Raw genomic sequence first — 17,628 nt, forward strand, 5'->3', positions numbered from 1 at the left:
GGGCGCAGGCAGATGTACGCCCTGCGCAGCAACGCTTACCTGTGCAATTACAGGCTCTTGAGCGGAACGACTTCCTTGCCCTTGAAGGTGAACACGGTGACTGCGGACGAGCGCAGGTCGTGCTTGGCGTCGTAGGCAAACTCGCCCGTCACACCGGCGTATTTGCCTGCAGCGATGTGCTCGGTCACCTTCTTCACGTCCAGCGACTGGGTGGCCTCGATGGCAGATGCCAGCAGATGCATGCCGTCGTAGAAAGCGGCAGCGTAGGTCAGCGGGTCGCGCTTGTATTCGGCGCGGTAGGTGGCCGCAAACTTCTGCCCCTTGTCGCTGCGGTCGAGCATGGAGCCGCCCTGGGTGCAGAAGGTGTTGAGGTCACCCGTCACCTGCGACAGCAATGCGGTTTCAGATGAGCAGATGCCATCGCCCCCCAGCAACGCGGCCTGGATACCCAGTGCGCGCATCTGCTTGAGCAGCGGGCCGCCCTGGGGTGAATAGCCGCCGTAGAACACGGCATCAGGCTTGGCGGCGCGGATGTTGGTCAGGATGGCGCTGAAATCGGTGGCTTTGTCGGTGGTGAATTCGTTAGCGACGATCTTGACGCCCAGGCGCTTGGCTTGCTCCGTGAACTCACGCGCCACGCCCTGGCCATAGGCCGTACGGTCATCAATCACGGCCACGGTCTTGACCTTGAGGTCCTGTGCAGCATAGGTAGCCATCTTGGCGCCCAGCTGGTTGTCGCTGGCACCGATGCGGAACAGCGTGGCGTAGCCTTGCTCGGTCACTTTGGGGTTGGAGGCCACGGTAAACACCGCCATGCCCGCGTCGGCCAGCACGCGCGATGCAGGCATGGTCACGCCCGAGTTGTAGGGGCCCAGAACAAACTTCACCTTCTGATCCGACAGGCGCTGGGCGATCTGCACGCCTTGCTTGGGGTCAGCTCCGTCGTCGTTGATGTCCAGCTCAAACTGCACGGACTTGCCGCCCACCTTGATGCCCTTGGCGTTGATTTCCTTGATGGCGAGCAAGACACCGTCACGGTTATCCACCCCGTTTGCGGCTTGCGGACCCGTGACAGGGCTCATGAAACCGATGCGTACCCGCTCTTGGGCAGAGGCTGTGAACGCGACCAGGCCGCAGGCTGCCAGCGTCAGTGCGATGGCGTGTTTTTTCAGATCAGGTTTTTTCATTGGAAAGGTTCTCCTCAGGACAGAGGCGGCCACGCAGATTGTGTCCAGGCGTGCCGCCCGCGCGGGAGTATGCAGCAAACGGCAGATCGGTCCGCGCTCGCAATTGCCCACCTTCGCAAACCCCTGCGCCAGTGAGGTTGCCATTTGCTTTGCCACAATGACTTTTGTATTTGAGGCTCTGAGCAGCTCATGCACAGGTCTGTTTTTCGTTCGTTGTCACTAACACAACTTTCTGGAGGACTTTCATGCCACTTGGTCGCACACTCATCCTGGCGGCTGCCGTACTGGTGGCCCAAGCTCCGCTGCAAGTTCAGGCAGCCATTGCCGTGGGCCAGACTGCGCCCGACTTTGCGCTCAAAGACACCAGCGGAAAGACGGTGCGGCTGTCTGACTTCAAAGGCAAGCATGTGGTGCTGGAGTGGACCAACCCCGGCTGCCCTTTTGTGCGCAAGCACTACGACAGCGGCAACATGCCTGCCACGCAGAAAGATGCGACGGACAAGGGTGTGGTGTGGCTTGCGATCAACTCCACGGAAAAGGCCAGCAGCGACTACCTGGAACCGACCAAGCTTTCAGCCTGGCTGGCGGAGCGCAAGGCCTCCCCCACAGCGGTGCTGATGGATGAGGAAGGCACCACAGGACGCAGCTACGGTGCGCGCACCACGCCCCACATGTACATCATCAACCCCCAAGGGGTGCTGATTTATGCGGGCGGCATTGACAGCATTGCGTCGGCCCGCCCGTCCGATATTGAGAAGGCCACGAACTACGTCAAGACCGGTCTGGCCGAGGCATTGGCGGGCAAATCGCTGACCGCCGCAACGACCGCACCGTATGGCTGCAGCATCAAATACAAGAATCCGGCCTGACATCCAGCCCAACACCTGGCTTGCCGCCAGGTCCGCCATCTGACATGACGCACCCGCCCATGACCCCTGACCTGTACGCGCACATCTTTCGCAACACACGCACCATTGCCGTCGTGGGCCTGTCCCCCAAACCTGAACGGGACAGCCACCATGTAGCGCAGTATCTGCAGACCCAGGGCTTTCGCATCGTCCCGGTCAATCCTGCCGTCCATGAGGTGCTGGGGGAGAAGAGCTGGCCGTCTCTGACCGAGGCGGCCCAGCACCATGCGATTGATCTGGTAGACGTCTTCAGGGACAGCGCGGCGGTACCGCCGATTGCGGATGAGGCCATCGCCATCGGAGCCAAAACGCTGTGGCTGCAACTGGGGGTGCGCCACGATGCCGCTCTGGCCGAAGCCCAGGCCGCAGGGTTGGCCGTGGTGCAGGACCGCTGCACACTGGTAGAACACCAGCGGCTGAAAGCTGCGGCACAGCAGCGTGCACCGCAAGAATGAATTTTTGAACAGGTCCCTACCGGCAACGCGCCCAGCGCCGCTTGCGTTGCAATGCGGGGGTGAGCCACAACAGTTGCACTGCGGCATAGCCCAGCACTGCCATCACCGCAGCCAGGGTGGGCAGACCAACCAGCAGCGGCGTGCCCAAAGCCTGGATCCATGTGGCCAAGGCCTGCACCGAGAAGTCCCCACCCGGCGCCATGCTGTGCCATGCAGGCAGTGACTGCTCGCCAGGCATCACCAGTGCCCCCAGGTAGAAAGCCAGGGCATACAGCGGCACCGTAGTGAGGGGATTGGTATAGAACGTGGCCACTCCTCCCGCCACGATGTTGCCCCGCAGCCAGGCGCAGACCAGCAAAGTGCCCGGTATCTGCAGCGGCCCTGGGATCAGGCCGCAGAACATGCCGGCAGCCACGCCCCGTGCCAAGGGCTGGCGCTGAAAGCGAAACAGCGCCCGCTGCTCCAGCCAGGGCTGGAAGCGGGCGAGTGGGCTTCGCTCAAGCCGCTCACGCACCTGCGGTTCCAGCCCTCTGAGCCAGCGGCGCAGGGAGCACAGTGCCTGCATCCGTGCGCCCCCTCAACTTGCCAGCACAGCCGCTGCTGTGCCAGCACCCCAGAGGGCTGTGAGTGCTGCCAGCAAGCCCACATCGCGGGGTTCGTTGCCAGCCCACCGGGCAGTGATGGTGGCCAGCACCAGGGCCACCAGCATGCAGACCATTACCGATTCAATGATGTCCATGGTGTGCTCCAGGCTCGCTTTATTCCTTGGGGGGCAAAGCAGCAGGCTGGCCATGGGCACTCTCGCCGGAGGTGCGCAGCGACAGGATCACGGACCCAGCGATCAGCGATGCTGTCACCAGCAGCGCGTAGCCGATCGGTATCTTGTAGAAGTCGATCATCAGCATCTTCGCGCCAATGAACACCAGCACCAGAGCCAGGCCGTAAGCCAGCAGATGGAAGCGGTTGGCCAGGTCTGCCAGCAGGAAGTACAGCGCACGCAAGCCCAAAATCGCAAAGATGTTGGCGGTCAGCACGATGAACGGATCGCTGGTGATCGCGAAGATCGCCGGGATGCTGTCCACCGCGAAGATGATGTCGGTGGTGCCGATCAGCACCAGCACCACGAACAGCGGTGTGAAGTGCTTGACGCCGTTGACCATGGTGGAGAGCTTTTCGCCATCAAACTGGTCGGTGATGCGGATGCGCTTCTTCAGGAGCTTGAGCACCGGATTGGTCGCAATGTCAGGCTCCTGCCCGGCTGCAAACCACATCTTCACGCCAGTGATGACGAGGAAAGCACCGAACACATACAGCAGCCAGTGGAACGTGGCCAGCAGCCAGGCCCCGACCAGGATGAGCAGCGTGCGCAGCACGATGGCGCCGATGATGCCAATGATGAGAGCGCGCTTCTGGTACTGGGGCGGCACAGCAAAGTAGCTGAACAGCATCAGGAACACAAAGATGTTGTCCACCGAGAGGCTCTTCTCGACCAGATACCCGGTGATGAACTGCATGGACACCGTATTGGCCACGGTGCGCCCCTGCGTACCGTCGAGATACCACCAGAGGATGGCAACAAATACAAATGCGAGCGAGAACCACAGAATGCTCCACCGCAGCGCCTCACCCATGGTCACCTTGTGGGCGCCCTGGCGCTCCATGACCAGCAAGTCGATGCCAATAGCCACCACCACAAAGATGGCGAACCCCGCCCACATCCACCAGGTTCCTATCGTTTCCATAAGCCTTCTCCTTTGATTTGTCTGCCCACCAAGCTCCCTCAACAGGGGCAGAGACAGAAGCGCACTGTAGGGACGGAATGCATTCTTAAAAACCTGTCATATCGGTAGTATTGGTTCGGTTTTTACGAACCATCTGCATACTTCGATACCATCTGCGCTCACCACAGTGTTACTGCGAGCCCATCATGAGCCAGAGCTTCAATTACCGCCATCTGTATTACTTCTGGGTCGTGGCCAAAGAAGGCGGCATTGCGCGCGCAGCAGAGCGGCTGGACATGGCGGTGCAAACCATCAGCGCGCAGGTGAGAGAGCTGGAGAAGTCGCTCGGAGCCACACTTTTGCGCATGGAAGGCCGCAACCTGGTTCTGACCGATGCCGGGGTGGCAGCGTTGCACGAAGCTGACCACATCTTTGCCCTGGGAGAGCAGCTGCCCCACCGTGTGCGCGAAGCCGCATCGGGCCCCACGCTGCGGCTGAACCTGGGCATTTCGGACGGCATTGCCAAACTGGCGGTGCACCGCCTGCTCACCCCGGTGCTGGACGAGCCCCACCTCAAGCTGCTGTGCCATGAAGGAGAGTTCCAGCCCCTGCTGGGTGAACTGGCCATGCACAAGCTGGACGCGGTGCTGGCAGACCGGCCTGCTCCGCCCAATCCAGCCCTTAAAACCACCAGCCAGTTGCTCAGCACCAGCGCCGTGGCCTGGTACGCCCCCACCGGGTGGGCCGAAGCGGCCACTGCGTCCTTCCCTCGCAGCCTGGCGCAGGTGCCCGTGCTTTTGCCAACCGAACACGCAGCGATGCGCGCACGCATCGATCACTGGCTGGAGCGGGAGAAGATCCGCCCGCGCATCGCCGGAGAGTTTGAGGACAGCGCATTGCTGAGCACTTTTGCATCCACCGGCATGGGTGTGATGCCCGCGCCTGTCTTCCTGGGAGAGCATTTGCGAACCACCCACGGGCTGGTGCAAGTGGGCGTCACGCCCGAAGTGGAAGAGCACTTTCACCTCATCTACAGCGCCCGCAAGGTCATGCACCCCCTGCTGCTGCGTCTGCTGGGTCAAGCGCAAGCCACCTCGGCTTGACTGGACTTGAGTTGGCTTGACTTTGACTCAGTTACACACACTCCTGGCCGTCCCGCTCACTTCCAAGGAACATGACAGCGGCGCGACTGTCATTTTCTTGGAGCAGCCGTAAGTGGTTGATTTATATAGACACACCCGAACTGCCTGTTTGACGGGCAACGAACCGGAGGCCCGTATTTTCAAGGGCTGGCGAGGGGTCCACACGGGATATCAACAAAGTTATCCACAGAAATTTTGAATTTCTTGGAAAAGTCACAGCAAATCAAGCACTTGCGCGCCGAAATGCAGACTCCACTCCAAAAAATAGCGCTATCTGGACTGCTATCACTTCAGTAGCCCTCTTGACTTGTGCACACAAAAATAGCAGCGACAGCTCTGGATGTCAGCCCTCCGCTTACCATAAAAATTGCGCCCAAAAATCGTTCAGATAGTTGATTCATAAGGATTTTTTGCTGCTGCCCAATCCGTGGGCAATCTGTCAAAAGCCTTGTCCCATGCGGGTTTGGCGCAGGTAGCTACAGGCTGTCAACAAAGTTATCCACAAAAATTTGGGGCAACTGTGAAAAAACCCGCCAAGAAAAGGCAGAGTCGCCAGAAACTGCGTGAGCCAAGGGTTTGGGCGATATGCTGTGATGCATTCCCAAAAATCGGCTCCAGGTACCGGCGCGCTTTCCATGCGCGGGCCTTTGAGCCTGTGACTTCGCTGCTCCATCCAAGCCATTACCCATGTCCTCACCTGCCTCGTTATGGAGTCCTTTGCGCCAGCCCGCTTTCCGGGGGCTTTGGGTGTGCGGAGGCGTCTTCTTCATTGGCAATGGCATGCAGGCCATGGCTGCGGCGTGGTTGATGGTGGAGTTGACGGGCTCATCCTTTCTGGCTGCCCTCGTGCAAACGGCCGTGTTTCTGCCCATGTTTCTGCTGGCGCTGCCCGCCGGGGTTCTGGCCGACACCAACGACCGGCGGCGACTGATCTCTGGCGCGCTGGTCGCGCAGACAGCCGCCTTCGCGCTGCTGACCTTGCTCGTGTTGGCGGGCTGGGGCGGCCCTGCCACCGTGCTGCTGCTGGTGTTTGTGGGCGGGTGCTGCACCGCCATGCTGACGCCCGCGTGGAACTCCTCCGTGATCGACCCCGTGCCGCGCGACGAGTGGCCGCAAGCCATCACCGCCGTCAGCATCGCCTACAACGCTGCGCGTGCGGTGGGCCCCACGCTCGCCGGTCTGGTGTTTGCCCAGTTGGGCGCTGGCTGGGTCTTTGCCATTTCGGTACTGTCCACGCTGGTGATGTGGTGGTCCATCCGCCGCTGGCCTCCGCGTGCGCACCCGCCGTCCAGGCTGCCAGCAGAGCGGCTGTGGGGCGGCATGCTCAGCGGCTTGCGATTTGCCTGGCACTCCCGAATCGTCCTGGCCCAGTTGGTGCGGGTGATGGCCTTTGGTGCCGGAGGCTCCGCCCTGTGGGCGCTGTTGCCGGTGATTGCCCAGCGCCAACTGGGCACCGGCGCACCGGGTTTTGGCCTGCTGATGGGATGCCTGGGCACTGGTGCCGTCGTGATCGGGCTGTATCTTGGCCGCCTGCGCGCGCGCTTTGGCATGGAAGGCATTGTGGGCGCGGCAGGTATTGTGTTTGCTGCAGCCATGCTGGTGGCCGCTTTCACCCACGTGCCGTGGGTGGTGTACATCGCCATGCTGTTTGCGGGGGCGGCCTGGATGTCTGCCATGGCCACCTTCAACACTGCCACCCAGGCCAGTGCCCCGCAATGGGTGCGTTCGCGAGCTGTGGCCATGCACATGGTGGCGGCGCTGGGAGCTTTCGCGATCGGCTCGGCATTCTGGGGGGCGGCTTCAGACATCCTGGGCCTGACCCCCACGCTGTGCATTGCAGCCGCAGTAACGGGTGCCGGGTTGCTGCTGGCACGCCCCCTGCCGCTGCGCATGGGTGCCCTGCACGAAGTGACACAGGCCACACCCTGGGATGACCTGTTCATCGAGGCAGAGCCCCACCCTGAAGCGGGCCCGGTGGCAGTGGAGATTGGCTATCGCATACGGCCCGGAACGGATGCTGAATTTCTGGAATGCGTGAGCCAGCTCAAAGCTCCGCGCCGCCGGGACGGAGCCACCTTCTGGCGCGTGTACAAAGACCTGGGCGTTCCCTCCCGTTACGTGGAGCGCTTTATCGTCGAATCCTGGGCGGACTACCTGCACCAGCGCGCCCGGGCCACAGTGGCCGATCAGGCGCTGGAAACCGAAGTGAGGGCCTTCCTCGCGCCCGGAGAAACCACCAGCATGTCGCACTACATCGCCGAGCGCTGACACACCAGTCAGTACGGCGGTCTCCTGCGACAGGCTTCGGAGCGGCTGACACAACCCAGCGAAGCGGCCCTGGCTAGGCGTTCCGTCGAAGGCAGTACAAGCAGTACGACAAGACGGAACAACGACGCCAGGGAGGTTGTGTTAGCCGCTCTTATCACAGAGCGCCCGCGCAGTTTCTGCGCTGGCGCAAACGCAGGCATGACAAGCAGGCCATGCAGCCTGCGACAATTCACCCATGAGCTACGCCCCACTTTCCAACGACACCTTCCTGCGCGCCTGCCGCCGCCAGGCTACCGACTACACCCCTCTGTGGCTCATGCGCCAGGCGGGCCGTTACCTGCCCGAGTACAAGGCCACGCGCGCCAAGGCCGGCAGCTTCATGGGGCTGGCTACCCATGTGGACTACGCGACCGAAGTCACTCTGCAGCCGCTGGACCGTTTCCCGCTGGACGCTGCCATTCTTTTCAGCGACATCCTCACGGTGCCGGACGCGATGGGCCTGGGCCTGTCTTTTGCGGAAGGTGAAGGCCCCCGCTTTGCCAAGGTGGTGCGCGACGAAGCCGCCGTAGCCGAACTGGCCGTGCCCGACATGAGCAAGCTGCGCTACGTGTTTGACGCGGTGACCAGCATCCGCAAGGCGCTGAACGGTCGCGTGCCGCTCATCGGCTTCTCGGGCAGCCCCTGGACGCTGGCCTGCTACATGGTCGAGGGCAAAGGCAGCGACGACTACCGGCTGGTCAAAAGCCTGATGTATGCCCGCCCAGATCTGATGCACCGCATCCTGGCCGTGAACGCCGATGCCGTAGCCGCTTACCTGAACGCCCAGATTGATGCAGGTGCACAGGCCGTGATGGTGTTTGACAGCTGGGGCGGCGTGCTGGCCGATGGCTGCTTCCAGGATTTCAGCTTGGCCTACACCCGGCGCGTGCTGGCGCAGCTCAAGCGCACCGGCGCAGATGGCACCGACGTGCCGCGCATCGTCTTCACCAAGGGCGGCGGTATCTGGCTTGATGACATGAAAGACCTGGACTGCGAGGTACTCGGTCTGGACTGGACCGCCAACCTGGGCAAGGCCCGCGCACTGGTGGGCGGTCAGGTCGGCGGCCCTGGCAAGGCACTGCAAGGCAATATCGACCCCAATGTGCTGTTTGCACCGCCCGAGCAGATTGCCCAGCAGGTGCGCCATGTGCTGGACAGCTTTGGCACACCCCACACTGACCGCACCACTACAGGCCCCACACACATCTTCAACCTGGGCCACGGCATCAGCCAATTCACTCCGCCGGAGCATGTGGCAGCGCTGGTGGAAACCGTGCACAGCTACTCACGGGCCCAACGCAAAGCGGCCTGACAGCCCCAACCATCCCCCTCCGCCCTGGCTGTGCCCCTGCGCAGCCGGGGCGTTTTTCATGGGTGGCAGGCAAAACCGAGGAGAGGCAATTGGATTGAGTACCTCTCTGGTTGTACACAGCAACGGTGCATACAAAAAATTAACAAATACGCAGCACCAGTCGATTAAAAATTTTTCGATCAGTCGAACAATGCGCCGTAACCCATTGATTTGCAAGGCCCCTGCGCCCATGCCGATTTGATAGGCAACCTAACCAAACCCCGTTGTTTCAAGGGTTTGCGAGGGACACCCAATGGATATCAACAAAGTTATCCACAGAAAATTGGGATTTCTTCAAAAACCCCCGTGTATCAAGCACTTAGCGCGCTAAGCGCAAGTGCCACTCCAAGGGACGTTTCGGGCTGTGACAGACCATCGGGGAGAGGCCTCTTGACGGACAAGGCACTTGCACTTATGCACACCGACGGCGATGCGGTCCGCCAATTTTTTCGATGAGGCCCTATCACAGAAAAATCCCACAAAAATGGCTCAGATGATTGATTCATAAGGTTTTTTTCTGCTGCCCATTTGCTAGGCATTCTGTTCAAAGCCTTGTGGGACATGGACTTAGCGCGGGTGGCTACAGGCTTTCAACAAAGTTATCCACAGAAAATTGGGAAGAGTGCAGCGCACTGAATCGGGGCGAAAGCAACCGCAATGAAGCGCGCGGCCTGCGTGACCAGAACATGGTATTGACAGGGTGCAAAAAATTCACTTGTACACACCACAAGCCTGCCTCTGTGCGATGACTCCAGACTATGCGTCTAGCACAGTTTTTCAGCCCCAAAATGCTTCAGATCATTGATTTATAAGGAAATTTTCAGGCCTGCCTGTTTAGCAGGCAATCTGTACAAAGCCTTATCTGACGCGGGTTTGGCGCGGGTGGCTACAGGCTTTCAACAAAGTTATCCACAGAAAGTCTGAATGACAGGCCCACAGACCGTGCAGCGGGCAGCTGAAGCACTCCGCAGCACAGCGACAATGGCGCTGTTTTGCCACCCAGCACGCCCCTCTTCTCTTGACTGCCACCACCGCTTTTCTCGTCCACGTCGCCCTGCACACCCCCTCGCACAGCGGAGTGGGTGACCTGCTGAGCTACACCTGCGAGCGGCCCCTGCCCCCGGGGACTCTGGTGCGGGTTCCTCTGGGCAAGCGTGAGGTGCTGGGCGTGGTGTGGGACGCCGATCAGGCCACTGGCGAGTTGCCTGAAGGGGCCAGCATGCGGGCCATTGCCGGGGTGCTGGAAGGCGTGGATCCGCTGGACGCGGCGTGGCGTCGTCTGGTGGCCTTTGCCGCCCGCTACTACCAGCGGGCCCTGGGCGAAGTGGCCACCGCAGCCCTCCCCCCGCAGTTGCGGGATCTGCGCCCCGAGCAATTGGCCCGACGCCTGCGACGCCCCGGCAAGCCAAGTGCTGAAAGCAGCGAATTCGCTATACAAAACATAGCGCTTAGCGCAGAACAGGAAAGCGCTAGAGCCCGAATTTCTGCTGAATCAGGCCCCTTCCTGCTGTTTGGCAGCACCGGCAGTGGCAAGACCGAGGTGTACCTGCGCTGTGTGCAGGAAGCGCTGGAGGCGGAGAGCGACGGCGCTTGCCCCACCCAGGCCCTGGTGATGGTGCCGGAAATCAACCTGACCCCCCAGCTCGAAGAGCGCTTCACCCAGCGGTTTGCGGGCCGGTTTGGCGCGGGGGCCGTGGTGTCGCTGCACAGCGGCATGACCAACCCGCAGCGCCTCAAGAGCTGGCTGGCCGCCCACAACGGCACCGCGCGCATTGTGCTGGGCACACGCATGGCCGTGTTTGCCAGCATGCCCGGGCTCAAGCTCATCGTGGTGGATGAGGAACACGACCCCAGCTACAAGCAGCAGGAGGGAGCGCGCTACTCGGCACGCGACCTGGCCATCTGGCGCGGGCGCGAACAGGGGGCCAAGGTGATTCTGGGCTCGGCCACCCCATCGCTGGAGAGCTGGCACGCCAGCCGCCCCTCCACGCCCGAAGACCCCGAAGGCGGGCGCTATGTGCGCCTGCACATGCCCAGCCGTATCGGTGCAGGTGCCCTGGCGCGGGTGCGGCGGGTGGACATGAACCAGCAGCCCCGGCGCGCCGTGTTCAGTGCGCCCCTGCTGCAAGCCATCACCGAGCGCGTGGCCCGTGGCGAGCAAAGCATGGTGCTGCTCAACCGCCGGGGCTACGCACCTGTGCTGCACTGCGTAGACTGCGGCTGGAAAAGCGACTGCCCCCACTGCAGCGCGCACCAGGTCTTCCATAAAACCGACCGCACCCTGCGCTGCCACCACTGCGGCTTTACGGTGCGGGTGCCGCCGCACTGCCCCACCTGTGGCAGCCCAGACATCCACGCCATGGGCCGGGGCACCGAGCAACTGGAAGAACAGCTCGCCGCCCTGCTGCGCAATGTGCAGCGCCCGGACGGCAACCCTGCCCGCGTGGCCCGGATTGACGCGGACACCACCAAAGCCAAAGGATCACTGGAGGCCCAACTGGCCCAGGTGCACACCGGCGAGGTGGACGTGCTGGTCGGTACACAGATGATTGCCAAGGGCCACGACTTTCGCCGCATCACCCTGGTGGCGGCCGTGCAGCCCGATGGGGCACTGTTCAGCAGCGACTTCCGCGCGCCAGAGCGGTTGTTTGCCCTGCTGATGCAGGCCGCAGGCCGTGCCGGGCGCGATGCGGCTTATGTGGCAGCCCAGGGCACCGAAAGCGAGATGTGGGTGCAGACCTACCACCCGCAGCACGCGGTGTACGAGGCACTGCGGCGGCACGACTACGAGGCCTTTGCAGCGCAACAGCTCCAGGAACGCCGCGATGCCGCCATGCCACCCTTTGCGTACCAGGCTCTGGTGCGTGCCGATGCGCGCACGCAGGAAGTGGCCCAGGGCTTTTTGAGCGCCGCGACGGCTGCAGCCCATGCTGCAGCCCTGCCGGGGCTGGATGTGGTGACGCTGTTCCCCCCCGTGCCGCTCACAGTCCAGCGCGTAGCCAACGTTGAGCGCGCCCAGATGCTGATGGAAAGCAGCAGCCGTGCCGCCCTGCAACGCTTTCTGGCCGCCTGGCAGCCGGTGCTGCAGGCCACCCGCAGCCAGCCCGAACACCGAGGCCTGGTGCGCTGGCTGGTGGATGTAGACCCGCAAACCATCTGAGTGCCAGCCACCGGGGCACTCCTGCAGCCCTCCAGCAGTCTGCTTGCAGGCATGGCAAGCCTTGGAGAGGCACGGCAGGAGATACAACCCAAACTGCCACTTGCGCCCGCAGGGTGAGCGCAAGCAGCTACCAATTCAATAGCAAACAGAAACGGACGTCAGTGCAAAGCAAGCTCCACCTGCGTATGCTGGCGCTCTTGCTCTGGAAGATGGCTCACTGGCAAAGAGCTTGAAGAGCTGCCACGAGAGTGAACGCACACAAAACAACCACCGGAGACAACCCCATGACCGCAGATGAGTTCGCCCATTCCCTGGCCAGGGACGGCTTTGCCCCCGCCGTCAAAGTGGAACGCGAAGCCCACGGAATGATGGACCACCACACCCACCCGTTCGAGGCCAAGGCGCTCATCCTGCACGGCGACATCCGCATCGTCACCGCAGCGGGCGAGCGCACTTACAGGGCTGGTGACATCTTCCATCTGAAGGCCGAGGAGCCCCACACCGAGTACTACGGCCCGCAAGGGGTGACTTATCTGGTGGGGCGCAAAGAAAGCTGAGCATTCACAGGGAGGAACGCCCCTCTGACGTTCCCGACACACGCCAAAGAAAAACGGCGCACTGCTCACACAGTGTGCCGTTTTGCGCGGGGCTGCCATCGGTCAGCGCGGATGCACCGCCGATAGCCGGGTTACCTCATCAGAGGGCTCCGTCACCCAGCACGATACCTTCGCGACGGGGATCCACGCCACCTTCGAGCTTGGTCTGGCCGTTGCGGTTGACGCGCATGATGGTGGAGACACCGCTGGACTGTGCGCCGTTGTTCACGGTGTGACCCTTGGCCTTGAGGCCGTCGATCAGGGCCGTGAGGTCGAGGGCTGTGTTGGCGCCATCCACATTGGTGGTGGCGCTGTTGGTGGCGCCAAAGTTCACCAGCGATGTGGCCTGCTGGGCATCCAGGCCCCAGTCCAGAGCACCCACCACGGTCTTGAGCACGTACTGGATGATGGTGCCGCCGCCAGGCGAGCCTGTGGCCATCACGAAGTCGCCAGGGCCGGTGCCCTTGAAGACCAGCGTGGGAGCCATGGTGCTGCGGGGGCGCTTGCCGGGGGCCACGCGGTTGGCCACGGGCACACCCGCGCTGTCTGCAGGCTGTGCAGAGAAGTCGGTGAGCTGGTTGGTCAACAGGAAGCCGCCCACCATGTGGTACGAGCCCATGCTGGACTCCACCGTGGAGGTCATAGACACCACGTTGCCGTAGGCATCAACGATGGAGAAGTGGGTGGTGCCCTTTTCAACCGTCTTGTCCACGCCCAGTGGCACATCGCCCAGGTTACCCGCAGTGGCTGTGCCCATGGATTTGCCATCGGCGTTGATCAGCGCAGCGCGTTGCTTGAGGTAGGTCTTGTCGATCATGGTCGACACGCCCTTGCCCGGCAGGGGGATGAAGTCGGTGTCGGCGACGTACTTGTCGCGGTCGGCGTAAGCCAGACGCTCTGCCTCAGACACCAGATGCACACCCATGACACTGGGTACGCCACCTTCGTTGGAAGGGTTGGTGGGGCCGTACTTGGACAGGTCGAAGTTCTCGAGGATGCCCAGGGACTGCGCAATGGCGATACCACCGGAGGACGGAGGCGACATCGTGCAGATGTAGTAGGCGTTGCGGTAGGTGGTGCAGACGGGCTCGCGCTTCTTGGCCTGGTAGGCCTTGAGGTCTGCCACCGTCATCAGGCTGGGGGTGATGGGTGTCTTGGCCGCATCGTCGCCCACCGACTGGGCTGCCTTGGCCACAATGGCTTCAGCCATGGGGCCGGAGTACATGGCTTCAGCACCGCCGGTAGCCAGCGTGCGCAGCGACTGGGCGTAGGGCAGGTTGGTCGTTACCGCACCGGTGGCCTTGGGGGTGCCGTCGGCGTTGAAGAAGGCGGCCATGGCATTGGCGTCCAGCGCCAGGCTGGTGGCATTGCTCTTGATGGCGTCGCCCAGGCGGCCCGGAATCTTGTAGCCATTGGTGGCCAGGTTGATACCTTCGTCAAACAGCTGGTTCCAGGCCAGCTTGCCGTAGTCCTTGTGGGCCATGTCCAGCATGCGCATCACGCCAGGCACACCGATGGAGCGGCCGCTGCGGCGGGCGTTGGGCACAGGGGCGGGTGAAGATGCATCGGCCTGGTTCTGGCGAACCAGGTAGTAGCCAGTGGCGGCGGCCGGGGCAGTTTCGCGGCCGTCATAGGCCACGACCTTCTTGCTGGCTGCGTCGTAGTACATCATGAATGCACTGCCAGCGATGGTGCTGGACTGAGGCTCCACCAGGCCCAGCACAGCCTGCACCGCCACGGCAGCGTCAATCGCTGTACCACCGGCCTTGAGCACATCACAGCCGGCCTTGGTAGCCAGAGGGGTGTTGGCCACCACCATGTAATTGTTCGATTGTTTGGCCTTGTAGCCCAGGCGGTAGCCCGAGGCAGCCTCAGGCGCAGCAGGGTCGCCCGAAAGGCCGGAGCCCACGACGACGGCAGACCCGGTGCTGGAGACCACGGAGCAGCTCTGCGCATTGCTGTCCACGATCAGGTCGGAGCTGGAACCACTTCCACACCCATACAGCGCCACGGCGATGGCCGCGGGCGTCAACGCCCACAGCCAGACTCTTTTCTTCATTCCAGACTCCTGTGATGTCAAAACAGATTGCGGTGTCACACCGCGGAAACATTTTGACGCAATAAGCATGCCGATGCGCTCGCTCGGCCATCACACAGGGAAAACCCGGGGGTGCACCATTTCGGTGTCAGGTGAGCAAAGCCACCGCACCAGAAAAACTGAGAAAGGCGAGCGCAGTGGACACCAAAATGATGCGGGCAATGCGCCCGTTGTTGGCCCCAAAACGCTCTGCCAGCAAAGAGACATTGCTGGCGCTGGGCAGAGCAGCCAGCAACACCAGCACCGTCAGGGCGAAAGGCGACAGGGGCACCTTAAGCGCCATGGCAGCCGAGCCTGCTGCCCATACCAGCAGCGGGTGAACCAGCAACTTGGCCAGCGCCACGGGCACATAGTCCCGCGCGGCCACCTGCTCATGCTGGTTCATCTGGGAGCGGGCCAGCACCGCGCCAATGGTGAACAGGGCAACGGGAGATGCCGCGTCGGCCAGCATGGCCACAGTCTTCTCCAGCGGGCCAGGGCCGCGCCACTGCAGTGCCGAAGCCAGGGCCCCCAGAGCAATGGCCCACGGCATGGGATTGGTCAGCATGCCCCGCAAGGCACTGCGCAGCGCGACCGCCATGCCATGCGTGCCCGCCCCGTCCAGCCGCGACAAGGCAATGCACAGCGAACTGGTGATGACCATGTCCACCACGATGGTGACGATGGCCGGGCCCGCGCTTTGCGCGCCCAGCAACGCCACCAGCAAGGGCACTCCCATGAAGCCTGTGTTGGGGAAAGCAGCGACCAGAGCACCAAAGGCTGCATCATTCCAGCCGATGCGCGCGTTGCGAGTAAGCGCTACCGTCGCCCCCACCATGAGCAGGGCGCACAGCAGGTAAACGCCCGCTACCGCAGGGTCCAGCAACTGCGCAATCGGCGTGCTGGCGCCAAAGCGGTACAGCATGCAGGGCAGCGCGAAGTACAGGACAAACGCATTCAGCCCCGGAATGGCAGGCTGAGGGAGGATTCCGCGGCGGGCGGCAAGGTAGCCGCACAGCACCAGCGCGAAGAAGGGGAAGGTGATGGAAAGGACGGACAGCACGCGCCGATTGTGGAGGCAGAAGTCCCCAGCTGCTTGTGGAAGGCCTGCCAAAGGCAGGCCGAGGGCGCCGCCACATGCGATGGCGGTATCTCTGTGAAGATCAACTCCTCGTCACTGCTTGCGTTGCACGATCAGGCTGCGCTTGGCATCTTCCGGGTAGGCAAAGGTGACCGCTCCGTTCTTGACCATACCTATCACCAGCATGTTGCGGGTAATCGCATCCTTGTCGCTGGCACTGAAGGGGTGGTCGTAGGTGGTGACCACGCCGTAATAGGTTTTCATCTTGCCTTCGAGTGCATCCTTGATCGCCGGGCCACTCAGGTTGCCATCGCGGATGCCCAGGAAGGAATACATGAGCAGATAGGTGGCGTCGTAGGCGTTGGCTGCTGCCATGGGCACGGCAGGCTTGCGCTGGTACTTGCGGCTGTAGCCAGACAGGAAGGAGGCACGGCGCTCATTGCTGGGCTCGGCCACAAAGGTCTGCACGGTCAGGGCTCCCTCGGCTGCGTCCTTGGCCCCGTCCAGGAAGAAGGGGAACGACAGCGTCCACGGCCCCACTTGTGAGACCTTCCAGCCCAGTGCCTTCTTGCCATTGGCAATGACAGCGTTTTCAGGGCCTACGGTGTAGCTGTAGATGACATTGGCGCCCGCGTTGCGCGCGGCCGTCAGCTCGGCGGTCAGGTCCTTCACTCCCACCGGAAAGCGTGCCACATGCACCGGCTTGAGGTTCTTGGCGGCCAGTGCTTCCACCACGTCCTTGTAGCCGCCTTCTCCATAGCCCGTGGTGTCGGCAAAGATGGCCACCTTGTCCCAACCCCGCTTGACGATCTCATCCACCATCATCGGAGCCTGCAGCGCATCACGGCCTTGCACGCGGAAGATGTAGCTCTCCGGCGCGGGGTAGGTACTGGTGATGGCCGTGCCCGTGGCGCAGGGCACGATCAGTGGCGTCTTGCCCTGCTGAAACAGGTCCAGCGCCTTGAGGGCCACACCGGTATTGCAAAAGCCGATGACGGCGGTGACTTTTTCGGTCAGCAGCTCTTGCGCCATCTGGCGCCCTCTGGCCGGGTCGGCCATATCGTCCTTCACCACCAGTTCAATGGGACGTCCCAAATAGCCCCCCACGCCGTTGATTTCGTCAGTAGCCAGACGGATGCCATTGAGCATGGGTACACCAAAGTCGGCCGAAGGCCCGGTAAACGGCCCAATCACCCCGACACGCACCGGCGTCTGAGAGGCCTGGGCCTGTGCAAGCTGGACGGGAGTGACCCACAGCGCCGCAGCCGCAGTGAACAGCGCCAGAGTGGCGATCAAGGGCCGACGGGCACAAGAGGGCGCGAAGGAGAAAAGACGGTGGATGGCTTGCACGGGAATGTCTCTGGTTTGTCATCAAAACGATCCAAACCAGTATCCCGAGTGACCTCATTTCACCCAACCGGGATTTCCCGCAACAAAGTGCAAACAACCGTTACAGAAAAATTCAAAGTCACCCATCCGACAGAAGCCTGCTCGAGGAGCCTTAACCCCAGCACCAGGGAAGCGTCAGGCCCCCGGGGTATCATTCGCGCCCCTCCCGTCCGAGAACCTGTTCAAAGTGCCTGAACACGGTTTTCCCGCATGTCTGCAGGGCGGCAGGTGTCTTTGCTTCGCTTTCAATCCCC

The 17,628-nt window shown here is 62.3% G+C and carries 14 protein-coding genes; 7 read left to right on the forward strand and 7 right to left on the reverse strand.

What is annotated here, in order from left to right:
* Positions 1 to 47: 47 nt before the first annotated feature.
* Positions 48 to 1,187: a branched-chain amino acid ABC transporter substrate-binding protein gene (locus AACH87_RS19050; protein WP_338796109.1), complete on the reverse strand. Its 1,140-nt coding sequence runs from the start codon at positions 1,185 to 1,187 to the stop codon at positions 48 to 50.
* A 245-nt stretch (positions 1,188 to 1,432) separates the two neighbouring features.
* Here AACH87_RS19050 and AACH87_RS19055 point away from each other — a divergent pair, with 245 nt between their 5' ends.
* Both AACH87_RS19055 and AACH87_RS19060 read left to right on the forward strand, forming a co-directional pair.
* On the forward strand, positions 1,433 to 2,056 hold the full coding sequence (locus AACH87_RS19055) for a thioredoxin family protein (protein WP_338796110.1): 624 nt from the start codon (positions 1,433 to 1,435) through the stop codon (positions 2,054 to 2,056).
* A 44-nt stretch (positions 2,057 to 2,100) separates the two neighbouring features.
* The gene (locus AACH87_RS19060; protein ID WP_338796112.1) at positions 2,101 to 2,550 is read left to right on the forward strand and encodes a CoA-binding protein; all 450 of its coding nucleotides are present in this window, start codon (positions 2,101 to 2,103) and stop codon (positions 2,548 to 2,550) included.
* Between the two features lie 16 nt (positions 2,551 to 2,566).
* On the opposite strand, the gene AACH87_RS19065 is transcribed toward AACH87_RS19060, so the two are convergent.
* From AACH87_RS19065 to AACH87_RS19075, 3 genes are read right to left on the reverse strand one after another with little or no spacing between them, the layout of a single operon-like run.
* The gene (locus tag AACH87_RS19065; RefSeq protein ID WP_338796113.1) at positions 2,567 to 3,115 is read right to left on the reverse strand and encodes a DUF2062 domain-containing protein; all 549 of its coding nucleotides are present in this window, start codon (positions 3,113 to 3,115) and stop codon (positions 2,567 to 2,569) included.
* A 12-nt stretch (positions 3,116 to 3,127) separates the two neighbouring features.
* Positions 3,128 to 3,289: a hypothetical protein gene (locus tag AACH87_RS19070; RefSeq protein WP_338796114.1), complete on the reverse strand. Its 162-nt coding sequence runs from the start codon at positions 3,287 to 3,289 to the stop codon at positions 3,128 to 3,130.
* A gap of 19 nt (positions 3,290 to 3,308) precedes the next feature.
* Positions 3,309 to 4,292, reverse strand: a complete 984-nt coding sequence (locus tag AACH87_RS19075) for a TerC family protein (protein ID WP_338796116.1) — start codon at positions 4,290 to 4,292, stop codon at positions 3,309 to 3,311.
* Positions 4,293 to 4,477: 185 nt separating this feature from the next.
* On the opposite strand from AACH87_RS19075, the gene AACH87_RS19080 reads away from it, so the two are divergent.
* From AACH87_RS19080 to AACH87_RS19100, 5 genes are all read left to right on the forward strand, one after another.
* Entirely contained in the window at positions 4,478 to 5,374 is an 897-nt protein-coding gene (locus tag AACH87_RS19080) for a LysR family transcriptional regulator (protein WP_338796117.1), read from the forward strand.
* 726 nt (positions 5,375 to 6,100) lie between these two features.
* A complete protein-coding gene (locus AACH87_RS19085; RefSeq protein WP_338796118.1) occupies positions 6,101 to 7,681 on the forward strand; it encodes an MFS transporter in 1,581 nt (526 codons plus the stop codon).
* A gap of 235 nt (positions 7,682 to 7,916) precedes the next feature.
* A complete protein-coding gene (hemE, locus tag AACH87_RS19090) occupies positions 7,917 to 9,032 on the forward strand; it encodes a uroporphyrinogen decarboxylase (protein ID WP_338796119.1) in 1,116 nt (371 codons plus the stop codon).
* A gap of 1,057 nt (positions 9,033 to 10,089) precedes the next feature.
* Positions 10,090 to 12,231, forward strand: coding sequence for a primosomal protein N' (gene priA, locus AACH87_RS19095; RefSeq protein ID WP_338796120.1), 2,142 nt, complete (start codon positions 10,090 to 10,092; stop codon positions 12,229 to 12,231).
* A 284-nt stretch (positions 12,232 to 12,515) separates the two neighbouring features.
* Positions 12,516 to 12,788, forward strand: coding sequence for a cupin (locus AACH87_RS19100; protein WP_338796122.1), 273 nt, complete (start codon positions 12,516 to 12,518; stop codon positions 12,786 to 12,788).
* A gap of 139 nt (positions 12,789 to 12,927) precedes the next feature.
* On the opposite strand, the gene AACH87_RS19105 is transcribed toward AACH87_RS19100, so the two are convergent.
* The 3 genes from AACH87_RS19105 to AACH87_RS19115 all read right to left on the reverse strand — a co-directional run bounded on the left by AACH87_RS19105 (position 12,928) and on the right by AACH87_RS19115 (position 17,242).
* A complete protein-coding gene (locus tag AACH87_RS19105) occupies positions 12,928 to 14,886 on the reverse strand; it encodes a gamma-glutamyltransferase family protein (RefSeq protein ID WP_338796123.1) in 1,959 nt (652 codons plus the stop codon).
* Between the two features lie 127 nt (positions 14,887 to 15,013).
* A complete protein-coding gene (locus AACH87_RS19110) occupies positions 15,014 to 15,967 on the reverse strand; it encodes an AEC family transporter (RefSeq protein WP_338796124.1) in 954 nt (317 codons plus the stop codon).
* 111 nt (positions 15,968 to 16,078) lie between these two features.
* Positions 16,079 to 17,242 (reverse strand): ABC transporter substrate-binding protein, encoded by a 1,164-nt coding sequence (locus tag AACH87_RS19115; protein WP_338799018.1) that lies wholly within the window; start codon positions 17,240 to 17,242, stop codon positions 16,079 to 16,081.
* Positions 17,243 to 17,628 lie beyond the last annotated feature (386 nt).

The organism is Acidovorax sp. DW039 (assembly GCF_037101375.1).
GTDB lineage: Bacteria > Pseudomonadota > Gammaproteobacteria > Burkholderiales > Burkholderiaceae_C > Acidovorax.

What these genes read in the sequence shown, in the direction of transcription:
- AACH87_RS19060 (WP_338796112.1), top strand. Translation starts at nt 2,101, where the DNA reads ATGACGCACCCGCCCATGACCCCTGACCTGTACGCGCACATCTTTCGC.
- hemE (WP_338796119.1), top strand. Translation starts at nt 7,917, where the DNA reads ATGAGCTACGCCCCACTTTCCAACGACACCTTCCTGCGCGCCTGCCGC.
- AACH87_RS19105 (WP_338796123.1), bottom strand. Translation starts at nt 14,886, where the DNA reads ATGAAGAAAAGAGTCTGGCTGTGGGCGTTGACGCCCGCGGCCATCGCC.
- AACH87_RS19080 (WP_338796117.1), top strand. Translation starts at nt 4,478, where the DNA reads ATGAGCCAGAGCTTCAATTACCGCCATCTGTATTACTTCTGGGTCGTG.
- AACH87_RS19055 (WP_338796110.1), top strand. Translation starts at nt 1,433, where the DNA reads ATGCCACTTGGTCGCACACTCATCCTGGCGGCTGCCGTACTGGTGGCC.
- AACH87_RS19085 (WP_338796118.1), top strand. Translation starts at nt 6,101, where the DNA reads ATGTCCTCACCTGCCTCGTTATGGAGTCCTTTGCGCCAGCCCGCTTTC.
- AACH87_RS19100 (WP_338796122.1), top strand. Translation starts at nt 12,516, where the DNA reads ATGACCGCAGATGAGTTCGCCCATTCCCTGGCCAGGGACGGCTTTGCC.
- AACH87_RS19065 (WP_338796113.1), bottom strand. Translation starts at nt 3,115, where the DNA reads ATGCAGGCACTGTGCTCCCTGCGCCGCTGGCTCAGAGGGCTGGAACCG.
- AACH87_RS19050 (WP_338796109.1), bottom strand. Translation starts at nt 1,187, where the DNA reads ATGAAAAAACCTGATCTGAAAAAACACGCCATCGCACTGACGCTGGCA.
- AACH87_RS19070 (WP_338796114.1), bottom strand. Translation starts at nt 3,289, where the DNA reads ATGGACATCATTGAATCGGTAATGGTCTGCATGCTGGTGGCCCTGGTG.
- AACH87_RS19075 (WP_338796116.1), bottom strand. Translation starts at nt 4,292, where the DNA reads ATGGAAACGATAGGAACCTGGTGGATGTGGGCGGGGTTCGCCATCTTT.